Origin of the sequence: Massilia alkalitolerans DSM 17462 (assembly GCF_000427785.1) — a bacterium.
GTDB classification, from domain to species: domain Bacteria; phylum Pseudomonadota; class Gammaproteobacteria; order Burkholderiales; family Burkholderiaceae_D; genus Telluria; species Telluria alkalitolerans.
Genome location: NZ_ATYR01000002.1, coordinates 428,021 through 440,081, shown reverse-complemented (window position 1 = coordinate 440,081; position 12,061 = coordinate 428,021). Strand labels below are relative to the sequence as shown.

Below are 12,061 nucleotides of genomic sequence, written 5' to 3'. Positions count from 1 at the left end.
ACCTGGTCCGCCTTGAAATCGCCAAGGCTGCGCTGACGGTCAAATGCGAGCCAACTGAGGTCAGCTTCATCCGTGCTTTCCACCTGATCCAGTTCGAGCTGCATTGGGCAGGCGTGACCAGATCATATGGAAAATTGCCCGCATCAATGAAGCATTTGCGGGAAAGGCTGGTTAGCCTTCTGAAAGATGAACGGCCCGGCCGCAAATGCGACCGGGCCGTCAAGGCAACGCCGAAGCGTTATGCCGTCCGGAAGGTCAAGAAGCTACCTTAACTGAACGGCATTAGCCTGCGGGCCGTTTTTTTATTGGGGTTGTCAGGTCAGAAGAAGAACTGCAGCGCCAGGGTCCAGACGTTGGGCTTGAGGACGTCCGGCTTTTTCATGGGCAGGCGCTCGTACTCGAGCGTGACGGCGGCATTCGGGGTGATCGAATACTGCAGGCCGAAGGCGCCATAGGCGCCGGTGTCGGTCTTCTTGCCGAGCGCGGTCGGCGCCGGCGGCGGCAGGGCCGGACGGCGGGTCTGGGCCACGCCGACCTTGCCGTAGGCGCTCAGTTTCTCGGTCAGCGGGATGCTGGGCTTGACGGCGATGTACATGCCGTAGCCGTTCTTCAGGTCGACGGCGCCGCCTTCGACCGCCAGGCGCTTGCCGAACTGGTAGCCGCCGAACACCTTCGGGCTGGCCTTGGTCGCCGCGCCGACGTAGTCGACGCCGGACACCGCCACGCCGGCGTAGGCTTGCCCCGCGCCGGCGCGCACCGGCTCGGCAGCCTGGACGGCGCCGGCGAATGCCATGCCTGCGAAGAGAACGGCCAACACTTTCTGCATACCTTTTCCTTCCGAATTCGAGCCGGTCCGCTGTCGTGAGGAGCGGGCCGGGTTACGGATGAGCAAGGTAACAGTTGAATGCACGCATTAAAATAGCAATTTGTAACTAATTGCAAAAGTTTGGCGCATTCGTGGCCAAGGATTTATCAGTTTAAGTAGCGCTTAAGCAAAACGCCCCGTGCAGGGGCGTTTTGCGTCGAGCAGGGGCGCAATAATCAGATCGCTTCAGCCTCGATCCTGCGCGCCAGCTCCGGCTTGTCCGGACGCAGCGCATCGGTCAGTTCCGACAGCGTGGTGCCGCAGCCGAAGACCAGCACGTCGCCCGGCTGGCACAGCGACAGGCCATGGCGGATCGCCTGGTGCGAGGGCAGCACCACGCTGAGCGAATCGTCGGCCAGCTTGCCGAGCCTGGCGCCGCGTACCAGCAGGGCGGCGGTTTCGCCGTCGGCGCGGCCGCGGTTCTCGGTCTCGTACACTACCAGGTCGTCGAAGCCGGCCGCACAGGTGCGTCCGATGTCGACCAGGTCGGCGTCGCGGCGGTCGCCCGGCGCGGCCACCACGCCGACCAGGCGGCCTGCGCTCAAGGCGCGCGCGCTTTCGGCCAGCGCGGCGTAGGCGGCGCAATTGTGGGCGTAGTCGACGATCACGGTCACGCCATCCACGTCGAACACGTTCGAGCGCATCGGGTTGTGCTTGGCGTCCGAGACGAAGCTGCGCAGGCCCTCGGCGATCTCGAGGTTGCCGAAGCCATGGGCGGTGAGTGCCGCCGCTGCCGCGAGGGCATTCGCGATGTTGTAGCGCGCCGCCCCGCCCAGCGAGACCGGCATCTGGCGCGCATCGACCAGCGCCTCGTGGCGCGCGCCGTTGGCCAGCACCAGGGTCTGGTCCTGCAGGTAGACCGCACGCCCGCCATTTTCCAGGTGGCGCAGCAGGACCGGATTGTCGGCGTCGAGCGAGAAGTAGATGACTTCGACGCCGTCGCGCAGCTCGCCCGCCATCGCCACGCAGTAGTCGTCCTCGGCATTGAGCACCACCACGCGTGAGGCGCGCTGGGCCACCACCGCCTTGACCTTGGCCAGGTCGTCGAGGGTCTCGACGCCGTCCAGGCCCAGGTGGTCGCTCGACACGTTCAGCACCACCGAGACGTCGACGCGGTCATAGGCCAGGCCGCGCTTGAGGATGCCGCCGCGCGCGGTCTCCAGCACCGCGAAGTCGACTTCCGGGCTGGAGAGGACGCTGCGCGCCGAGCGGTAGCCGGTGCAGTCGCCCTTCGTGGTGAGCACGCCGTCCACGTACACGCCCTCGGTGGTGGTCACGCCGGTGCGCAGGCCGGTCTGGCGCACGGCATGGGCAATCAAGAGCGAGGTCGTGGTCTTGCCGTTGGTGCCGGTGATGGCCACGGTCGGGATGCGGCCGTCGCACTCGCCGAACAGGGCGTCGACGATGGCCGCGCCGGCGTCAACCGGGGTGCCGCGGCTCGGGTACTGGTGCATGCGGATGCCGGGCGCCGCGTTGACCTCGATGATGCCGCCGCGCTGTTCGCGCAGCGGCCGGGCGATATCCTGGCACACGATGTCGATGCCGGCGATGTCCAGGCCGATGGTGCGCGCGGCGCGGATGCAGATGTCGCGCGTTTCTTCCGGCAGCAGGTCGGTCACGTCCTCGGCGGTGCCGCCGGTGGACAGGTTGGCGTTGCCGCGCAGGTCGGCCGTCACCCCGCTGGCCAGCACGGTGTCGAAGGCATAGCCCTGCTTGGCCAGGGTCTCCTCGGCCAGCGCATCCATCGGGATCCTGGTCAGGATATTGGTGTGGCCTTCGCCGCGCGCCGGGTTGCGGTTCTCGATCTCGACCAGCTCGCGGATCGTCGAGTGGCCGTCGCCGACCACGCAGGGCGGACGGCGCCAGGAGGCTGCAGCCACCTTGCGGCCGGTGACCAGGACGCGGTAGTCGCGACCCTGCAGGTGTTCCTCGACGATGATCTTGCGGCCGTACTTGCGCGCGTGGACGAAGGCGCGCGCGACTTCTTCCGGCGTGGCGCAGTTGGTGGTCACGCCCTTGCCCTGGTTGCCGTCGAGCGGCTTGACCGTCGCCGGGCCGGAGAGGCGGCGCGCGGCGCGCAGCGCTTCTTCCTCGGTGGAGACGGTGCTGCCGGCCGGGACCGGGACGCCGGCCACGTCCAGCAGGGCCTTGGTCAGCTGCTTGTCGCTGGCGATGCCGACCGCGATCGAATTGGTCGCGCCGGTGATGGTGGCCTGCAGGCGCTTCTGGCGGCTGCCCCAGCCGAGCTGGAACAGGTTGGCTTCATCGGTCAGGCGCAGGGCCGGAATGCCGCGCCGCAGCGCCGCCTGCACCACCGCATTGGTGCTGGTGCCGATCGCGTAATCCTCCGCCAGCTCGCGCAGCGCGTCCAGCGCCTTGGGCAGGTCATGGTAGCGGTCTTCGGCTGCGGCATGGACCAGGTCCAGCGCCACGCGCAGGGCCGCCTCTGCCACCTGTTCGGTCTGGTAGCCACAGACGACGCGGCGGGTGCGCGGGGCGCCGGCCACTGCCAGGGTCGCGCCGAAGCTGCCGGGAGCACCGGCGAGGCGTTGCAGTTCCATCACCACCGGCTCGATCGCCTCGACCAGCAGGGCGTCGTCGGCCAGGCGCACGGCGGCATCCGGCGGCAGGGCCGGGAGCAGCTCGAACAGGCGCGCCGCGAAGCCCGGGGCCTTGGTGAAGCCGTCGTCGATGACTGCCATCAGGCAGGGGCTGGCGGCGTACAGGTTAGGGCCGCGCAGCATTCGTTTTTCTCTGATTTTCATGAAAGCGGGTTCCGTTTCGTTACATTTTCCAAAAAATCGAGCAGCGGGGGCGGCAGGCCTTTGTCGGTCTGGCTGTCCGCACCGGGAAGGCGGTAGCTGCTGCCGGCGGGCAGCAGGTGCAGGCGCACGTCGATCAACTCCGGGGTGTCGCGGTCCTTGATCTCGAATACGTTGGTGATCATGGTGCGGCCGTCGACGATCGTGACGGCGCCCTGGCCCAGCACCTCGATGCCGACGCCGATATCGACCACCAGCGCGGTGTCCTCGTCGATGCCGATGCCTTGCAGGTAAGGGTTCTGGGCCACCACGCTGAGCAGGCGCGAGAGTCGCTGGCGCTCCGAGAAGTGCTGGTCGATCACCACCCGGTGCAGGAAGCCGAGCCCGGCGCCCAGGCTGACCGATCCCTTCTCGGGATGGAGTTCGACGCGGCCGGTGGCCAGCATGTGGCCGGACATCGCCGAGGCGCCGGCGCTGGTGCCGCCGATGGTTGCGCCACGCACCTTGAGTGCGACGTGCATCGCGGCGTCCAGCGCGCTGCCGCCGATCAGGGCCAGCAGGCGCTTCTGGTCGCCGCCGGTCATGAAGATGCCGGTGGCTTCGTCCACCTGGTGCACGAAGTCCTCGCTGTTGGCGTCCTGGCGGCTGGTGACCTCCAGGTGGCTGCGTTTCTGCACGCCCAGGCTGCCGAAGGCCTCGTCGTAGATGCTCCACATCTCGTCGGCGACGGTGCTGGCCGCGGTGATCACGACGATGTTGGCGTCCTCGCCGCCGGACAGTTCGACGAAGCGCTTGAGGATCTCCATCTCGCGCTTGCGGTCCTCGTGGCCGCCGATGATCACGAGGTGGCCATTCTTGTGCTGTTGTTCGCTCATCGCTGGGTCATCTTCGAATAGGGCATGCCCTGGTTGCAGTAAGCGCCGGCCTCAGTGCGGGTGACACCGATCAGGCCGACATCCACGTCCTTGTCGAACAGCTCGACGCCGCGCTTGAGCGCCTCCTCGAGCGACATGCCGTGCTCGATCCAGCCGTAGACCGTGCGCGCCAGCAGGTGGCGCACGATGTGTTCGCCGATCCCGGTGGCGGCGATGGCGCCGAGCGAGCCGACATAGAAGCCGCTGCCGATGATCGGGCTGTCGCCCACCCGGCCCAGCAGGGAGGGCGCCGAGCCGCCGGTGGAGCAGGCTACCGCGAAGTGGCCGTCCGGCCCGCGTACCACGGCGCCGACGGTGTCGCAGGCCGAGGACTTCGGCAGCTGCAGCGGGGTCTTGTAGTTCCAGAAGCGATCGAACAGGCGGTTGTCGATGCCCGGCATGAGCGGCACCGAGCCGGCCAATTCCTGCATCAGCTTGCGGTGGTCGGAGCGCTGGCGTTCCGAGATCGGCGCGCCGCCGGGCAGGCCGATGGTGCGCGCGAAGCGCTGCGCGCCTTCCCCGGCCAGCATCACGTGCGGGGTGTCGGCGATGGCGCGCGCCAGCTTGACCGGGTTCGCCACGTCGCGCACGCAGGCCACCGTGCCGAGCCGGCCGCGGGTATCCATGATCGCCGCATCCATCTCGATGGTTTCGCCGTCCAGCCCCAGCGTGGCGCCGCTGCCGGCGTTGAAGCGGCCGTCGTCCTCGAGGGTGGTGACGGCGATGATGGCGGCATCCAGCGCGTCGCCGTTGACTTCCAGCTGCGCCAGCGCGCGGCGCGCGGCCAGCACGCAGCCGTCTTCGTTTTCCGTCGGAGCGCCCGCGCCGCCGTGAACCACGACGGCGCCAGCCTGTTGATGATTGCTCATGTATTCAGTACGCCTTGTTGTTGTGTGTTGCAAAATGCGTTTTGTTGTCACGCAGTTAAGAACAGCATTATGGGCATGGGCGGGCGTGCACCAAATCGGTACAGTTGCCGTGCTTGTGTAAGAAGTTGCTTACAGGGAGCGGCCGGGTGCGCTATACAGGAGGGAAACGCCGCGCAGGGCGCTGCGCAGGGCGCGGACCAGCTCGAGGCGTGCCGAGGGCGTCAGATAACGCCCAATCTCGACGTGCACGCCGCGCGCCTCGATCAGCACCAGGGTGCGCATGCCGCTGTCGGGCAGGGTGACGCGGGCGTGGCTGGGGTCGAGCTGCACCGTCGACAGCCTGGCGCCGTCGGCACGCTCGACCAGCAGGCAGCCGTGCTCCAGGCGGACGCGCTCGTGATCGAGGGCGTGGCGGCAGTAGTGCAGGAGGGCGGCGCCCAGCGCCCCGGTCTCGAGCAGGGCGAAAGCGAGCACCATCCAGGCGCCGCGCCAGGTGAAGACCAGGGCGATGCCGAGCGTGGCCGTGCACAGCAGCGCATAGACCAGCAGCGCTTGGCGCGGCGTCATCGAGCAGTTGCGCTTCATCAGCCATTCGGCCGGGGCAGGGTCCATGGTCGCTGCTGTCATCCTGTACATACGGGGTGTGTACGAGTTTGCCACAGACCGGAAAAAGGCATCGCCCGGACGGCGAAAACCGCCGCAGATCTGTTACCATACCGCCCCCTCCATTGATAAGCTTCCTATGGCGCTCGCATGCGGCCTTGATTTCGGCACCTCCAATTCCACCGTCGGCTGGCTCCCCGGCAGCAGCTACCAGGCCGGCGCCAGCGCCTTGCTGGCCCTGGAAGACGGCAAGGCGACCCTGCCTTCGGTCGTGTTCTTCAACGCGGACGACGAGCAGGTGAGTTACGGCCGCGCCGCCCTGCTTGACTACCTCGAGGGCTACGAGGGGCGCCTGATGCGCTCCCTGAAAAGCCTGCTCGGCACCAGCCTGATCGACGGCCAGACCGAAGTGGGCGGGCGCGCGCTGCCCTTCAAGGCGCTGCTCGGCCAGTTCATCGGCGAAGTCAAGCGCCGCGCCGAACGCCAGGCCGGCCGCGAATTCGGCAGCGCCGTGTTCGGGCGTCCGGTCTTCTTCATCGACGACGACCCGGAGGCCGACCGCCGCGCCCAGGACACGCTGGAGGAAGTGGCCAGGTCGAGCGGCTTCCGCGACATCTCGTTCCAGTACGAGCCGATCGCCGCCGCCTTCGACTACGAATCCCGGATCGACCGCGAAGAACTGGTCCTGATCGCCGACATCGGCGGCGGCACCTCGGACTTCTCGCTGGTGCGCCTCGGCCCGGAGCGCGCCGGTCGCACCGAGCGGCGCGACGACATCCTCGCCAACGGCGGCGTGCACATCGGCGGCACCGACTTCGACAAGTACCTGAGCCTGGCGAGCGTGATGCCGCTGCTCGGTTACGGCAGCAGCATGCTGTCCGGTGCCGCGATCCCGTCGAGCTACTACTTCAACCTGGCCACCTGGCACACCATCAACCAGGCCTATACGCGCAAGAGCGTCGCCCAGCTGGCCGACCTGGTGCGCGACGCGGCCGAGCCGGCCAAGCTGGTGCGCCTGCAGAAGCTGATCGACGAGCGCGCCGGCCACTGGCTGGCGATCCAGGTCGAAGCGGCCAAGATCGGCCTGTCCAGCAGCCCCTCGCTCACGATGGAGCTCGACCGCCTGGCGCCGCCGGAAACCTTGACCGTCACCCGCGAAGGCTTCGAGGCCGCCATCGGCCACCTGGTCGACAGCGTCGGCGCCACCGTGCTGCGCCTGTTCCTTGATGCCGGCGTGGAACCCGATGCGGTGGACACGGTCTTCTTTACCGGCGGTTCGAGCGGCGTGTCGCTGCTGCGCGAACGGATCGCGGCGCTGGTGCCGCGCGCACGCAAGGTCGAGGGCGACCTGTTCGGCAGCATCGGCGCCGGCCTGGCGCTCGACGCGCTGCGCAAGTATGGTTAACAGCGATAACAGGAGGACGGAATATGAGTGTGTTTGAACGCCCGATCGTGATGCTCGACTTCGAGACCACCGGCCTGTCGCCCGAGATGGGCGACCGCATCACCGAAGTGGCCGCGCTGCGCATCGTCGGCGGCGAGATCCGCGAGCGCTACGTCTCGCTGGTGAACTGCGGCGTGCGCATCCCGTCCTTCATCACCCAGCTCACCGGGATCACCCAGGACATGGTCGACACCGCGCCGCCGAGCCAGAAGGTGGTGGCCGAGCTGCTCGACTTCATCGGCGGCGACACCCTGTCGGCCCACAACGCCAGCTTCGACGAGAAGTTCCTGAAGGCCGAGGGCTGGCGCATCGGCCGCCCGACCGGCCATTGCGGCCTGGTCTGCTCGCTGAAGCTGTCGCGCCGCCTGTTCCCGGGCCTGCCCAGCTACAAGCTCGGTAACCTCTCGAACCGCCTCGGCATCGGGTTCAAAGGGGCGGCCCACCGGGCCGAGGCCGACGCGGAGGTGGCGGCCCACGTGCTGCTGCACGCCGCGCGCCACCTCGGCAGCACGCACGGCCTGCAACGGGTGGCGCCGGACCTGCTGGTTTCGGTGAACAAGCTGGCCGCCGCCAAGGTCCCCGTCTTCCTGGATAAATACGCCAGCCTCGAGCGCGAGCGCGGCGCCGCCTGAGGCCAGTACCGATCCCTTACTACCACGTCCGCGCATGCATGTGGCATTCCCACGATTGTGTGGACGCAAATCACGCGAGGGTCGCTATCCTTAAAATTTTAACAACGGCGGGTGATTCTCCAAACCCGCCTTGTTGAACGGCCCGGAAGGCCGAAGGGGGTAGGGATGAATCGCCAGAACGACGCCCGCGAGGGACACGAAGTCTTCCAGTGGTTCCTGCCCGCCGCCGAGCGCGGCGATCCTTACGCACAGTTCAACCTCGGCCTGCTCTACAAGCACGGCGATGCCGTCGAGCGCGACGACGTGCGCGCGCTCGAATGGATGCAGCGCGCGGCCCGCCAGGGCCTGGCCACCGCGCAGAACCACCTCGGCGCCATGTACTGCAACGGCCGCGGAGGACCCCGCAGCGACGAGCTCGCCGCGCTGTGGTTCGGCCGCGCCGCCGCCCAGGGCGATCCCGCCGCCCAGCAGAACCTGGGCCAGCTCTTCCGTAAGGGACGCGGTGTCCCGCAATCGCACGAACTCGCCTTCGGCTGGTTCTACCGGGCCGCGGAACAGGGCCTCGCCAGTGCCCAGAACCTGCTGGGCGAATGCTACCTCCAGGGTCTGGGTGCGCCGGTCAGCCATCCGCTGGCGATGGCCTGGTTCCGCAAGGCCGCGCGCCAGGGGCATGGCCAGGCGCAGCTCAACCTCGCGCTGATGTACCGCCGCGGCGACGGCATCGAGGCCGACGATGCGCAGGCCGTGTGCTGGTTCCGCGAAGCGGCGGCAGGCGGCATCACGGTGGCGCAGCGCTTCCTCGGCCTGGCCTATGCCAACGGGCAGGGCGTGCCGAAAGACCCGGCGCGCGCCATCGCCTGGCTCGAGCGGGCAGCCGGGCAGGACGACGCCGAGGCGCACTACGGGCTCGGCACGCTGCTGGCGGCCGGCCACGGCAGCGGCGGCGACGAGCGGGCGCTCGAATGCTTCCTGCGCGCGGCGGCGCGCGGACACGTGCAGGCCCAGTACTGTGCCGGCGTCATGTATGCCACGGGGCGCGGCACCCGGCCCGATCCGGCCCGCGCGCTCGACTACTACCTGCAGGCCGCCGAGCACGGCGCGGCCAATGCCCAGTTCAGCCTCGGGGTCATGTACGCCAAGGGCGACGGGGTGCCGCGCGACGAGGCGCGCGCCGCCGAATGGTACCGGCGTGCGGCCCAGCAGGGCGACGCCAGCGCCCAGAACAATCTCGGGGTCCTGTATGCCAACGGCCAGGGCGTGCCCCACGACGACACCCTGGCCAGCTACTGGTACCGGCAGGCGGCCGAGCAGGGCCACGCGCTGGCCCAGTACAACCTGGGCGGCATGGTCAACAGCGGCCGCGGCGTCGAGCGCGACCCGCTGCGCGCGTACATGTGGATGCTGTTGGCCGCCGGCGCCGGCCAGGAAGGCCGGCGCTCGCGCGGCAGCGTGGCCGGCCGGCTGGCCGGCACCGGCGGCACCTGGGCGCGCGCCCTGGCCACCCGGGTCCGGGCCGCGCGCCGCCAGCAGAAGGGGCAGGCGTCCGTGCGCCAGGTTTCCACCCGCCAGGGGTCGAGCGGGCAGGGTATCGCCCGCTAGCGCAGCGGTAAGGCGCTGCCGTGGTCCGCCGCATATGCGAGCCCGGCAATTCGCGTTATGATGGCCGTCGGCGCAAGCCGACCCCATGAATAACTCGAACATGAGAACGACATGACCCTGAGACACGCAACGCTCGTCGCCCTGCTGGCCGCGGCCTTCGGCGCCAATACGGCGCTGGCACAAAGCTGCCCCGCAAACGGCCCCTCCCTGACCTACCCGGTCTCGAAGAAGGTCGACCACACCGACAACTACCACGGCACCGCGGTGGCCGATCCCTACCGCTGGCTCGAGGACGCGAACAGCCTCGAAACCAAGGACTGGGTAACGGCGCAGAACAAGGTGACGCAGGCTTACCTGGCGCAGATCCCGCAGCGTGCGGCGATCCGCGAGCGCCTGACCAAGCTGTGGAACTACGAGCGCTACAGCGTGCCGGGCAAGGAAGGCGGCCGCTACTTCTATTCGCGCAACGACGGCCTGCAGAACCAGTCGGTCCTGTACACCCAGAAGAGCCTGACCGACACGCCGCGCGTGCTGCTCGATCCGAATACCATGTCGAGCGACGGCACCGTCGCCCTGGCCGGCGCCGCCGTCAGCCCGGACGGCAAGCTGCTGGCCTACAGCACCGCCGCATCGGGCTCGGACTGGAACGAGATCCGCGTGCGCGACGTCGACACCGGCAAGGACCTGGAAGACCATATCAAGTGGGTCAAGTTCTCCAGCACCGCCTGGACCAAGGACGGCAAGGGCTTCTTCTACAGCCGCTACGACGAGCCGAAGGAAGCGACCAAGCTGGCCGACGTGAACTACTTCCAGAAGCTGTACTACCACCGCCTCGGCACTCCGCAAAGCGCCGACACCCTGGTGTACGACCGTCCCGACCAGAAGGAATGGGGCTTCGGCGGCCATACCACCGACGACGGCCGCTACCTGATCATCACGACGACCAAGGGCACCGCGCCCAAGTACCGCATCTCGTACAAGGACCTGTCCAAGCCGGAGTCCAAGGTGGTCGACCTGGTCGACAACTTCGACGCCGGCTACGACTTCATCGACAACATCGGCAGCGTGTTCTACTTCAGCACCGATCGCAACGCGCCAAAAAAACGCATCGTCGCGATCGACGTGACCAAGCCGGCGGAAAGCAACTGGAAAGAGATCGTCGCCGAAAGCGCCGACACCCTGGCCGGCGCCGACATCATCAACAACCAGCTGGTGCTCGAGTACCTGAAGGACGCGCGCAGCGTCGTGCGCGTGCACGACCTGAAGGGCAAGCTGGTGCGCGAAGTCAAGCTGCCGGGCATCGGTACGGTCGGCGGCCTGTCGGGCAAGCGCGATGAGACCGAGACCTTCTATTCGTTCGCCGGCTTCACCACCCCGACCACGATCTACCGCCTGAACCTCAAAACCGGCCAGAGCACGGTGTTCCGCCAGCCGAAGGTCGACTTCAACCCGGCCGACTACGAGACCCGCCAGCAGTTCTTCACCAGCAAGGACGGTACCAAGGTCCCGATGTTCATCGTCTCGAAGAAGGGCCTGAAGCTGGACGGCTCGAACCCGACCTACCTGTACGGCTACGGCGGCTTCAACATCTCGATGACGCCTGGCTTCTCGCCGGCCAACCTGGCCTGGATGGAGATGGGCGGCGTCTACGTGGTGGCCAACCTGCGCGGCGGCGGCGAATACGGCGAAGCCTGGCACCAGGCCGGCACCAAGCTGCAGAAGCAGAACGTGTTCGACGACTTCATCGGCGCGGCCGAATGGCTGGTGGCCAACAAGGTGACCTCGCCGGCCAGGCTGGCGATCGGCGGCGGCTCCAACGGCGGCCTGCTGGTGGGCGCGGCAATGACCCAGCGTCCGGAGCTGTTCGGCGCGGCGATCCCGGCCGTGGGCGTGATGGACATGCTGCGCTTCCACAAGTTCACCATCGGCTGGGCCTGGACCTCGGACTACGGCTCGTCGGAGAACCCGGAGGAGTTCAAGGCCCTGGTCAAGTACTCGCCGCTGCACAACCTCAAGCCCGGCACCTGCTACCCGGCGACCATGGTCACCACCGCCGACCATGACGACCGCGTGGTGCCGGCGCACAGCTTCAAGTACGCCGCGGCGGCCCAGGCTGCCCAGGCAGGCGCGGCGCCGATCCTGATCCGCATCGAGACCAAGGCGGGCCACGGCGCGGGCAAGCCGACCACCAAGCAGATCGAGGAAGTGGCCGATCGCTGGGGCTTCCTGGCGCGTGAACTGAAGATGGGAGACGCTGTGCCGACGGCGGTTGGCGGCAGCAAGTAAGCTGATCGCTGAGCTCTAAAAGCAACGGCCGCTCGGAATAATCCGGCGGCCGTTGTTGTTTTCGTACGTTAACGGTACGCTACGAGC

9 protein-coding genes and 1 pseudogene are annotated in these 12,061 nt (G+C 67.9%); 5 read left to right on the top strand and 5 right to left on the bottom strand.

Features of this window, described 5'->3' with window-relative positions; all coding sequences use genetic code 11:
- Window positions 1-272: pseudogene (locus YWC_RS33290) on the top strand (IS4 family transposase); the annotation flags it as partial.
- 47 nt (window positions 273-319) lie between these two features.
- Here the strand turns inward: YWC_RS33290 and YWC_RS0103890 are convergent.
- The 5 genes from YWC_RS0103890 to YWC_RS28170 form a co-directional block, all read right to left on the bottom strand.
- Entirely contained in the window at window positions 320-826 is a 507-nt protein-coding gene (locus YWC_RS0103890) for an outer membrane beta-barrel protein (protein WP_027864198.1), read from the bottom strand.
- Window positions 827-1,041: 215 nt separating this feature from the next.
- Window positions 1,042-3,630 (bottom strand): cyanophycin synthetase, encoded by a 2,589-nt coding sequence (gene cphA, locus YWC_RS0103885; protein ID WP_027864197.1) that lies wholly within the window; start codon window positions 3,628-3,630, stop codon window positions 1,042-1,044.
- Window positions 3,627-4,502, bottom strand: a complete 876-nt coding sequence (locus tag YWC_RS0103880) for a cyanophycinase (protein WP_027864196.1) — start codon at window positions 4,500-4,502, stop codon at window positions 3,627-3,629. Before YWC_RS0103880 ends, cphA begins: the two co-directional genes overlap by 4 nt.
- Complete coding sequence (locus YWC_RS0103875) at window positions 4,499-5,410, bottom strand: isoaspartyl peptidase/L-asparaginase (RefSeq protein ID WP_027864195.1); 912 nt, start codon at window positions 5,408-5,410, stop codon at window positions 4,499-4,501. Before YWC_RS0103875 ends, YWC_RS0103880 begins: the two co-directional genes overlap by 4 nt.
- A 129-nt stretch (window positions 5,411-5,539) precedes the next feature.
- A complete protein-coding gene (locus YWC_RS28170) occupies window positions 5,540-6,022 on the bottom strand; it encodes a DUF2244 domain-containing protein (RefSeq protein WP_051306187.1) in 483 nt (160 codons plus the stop codon).
- A 130-nt stretch (window positions 6,023-6,152) separates the two neighbouring features.
- On the opposite strand from YWC_RS28170, the gene YWC_RS0103865 reads away from it, so the two are divergent.
- The 4 genes from YWC_RS0103865 (at window position 6,153) to YWC_RS0103850 (ending at window position 11,974) form a co-directional block, all read left to right on the top strand.
- On the top strand, window positions 6,153-7,418 hold the full coding sequence (locus tag YWC_RS0103865) for an Hsp70 family protein (protein ID WP_027864194.1): 1,266 nt from the start codon (window positions 6,153-6,155) through the stop codon (window positions 7,416-7,418).
- A gap of 23 nt (window positions 7,419-7,441) precedes the next feature.
- Window positions 7,442-8,089, top strand: a complete 648-nt coding sequence (locus tag YWC_RS0103860; RefSeq protein WP_027864193.1) for a 3'-5' exonuclease — start codon at window positions 7,442-7,444, stop codon at window positions 8,087-8,089.
- A gap of 165 nt (window positions 8,090-8,254) precedes the next feature.
- On the top strand, window positions 8,255-9,688 hold the full coding sequence (locus YWC_RS28165) for a tetratricopeptide repeat protein (protein WP_051306186.1): 1,434 nt from the start codon (window positions 8,255-8,257) through the stop codon (window positions 9,686-9,688).
- A gap of 111 nt (window positions 9,689-9,799) precedes the next feature.
- Entirely contained in the window at window positions 9,800-11,974 is a 2,175-nt protein-coding gene (locus YWC_RS0103850) for a prolyl oligopeptidase family serine peptidase (RefSeq protein ID WP_027864192.1), read from the top strand.
- The last annotated feature ends 87 nt before the right edge of the window (window positions 11,975-12,061 follow it).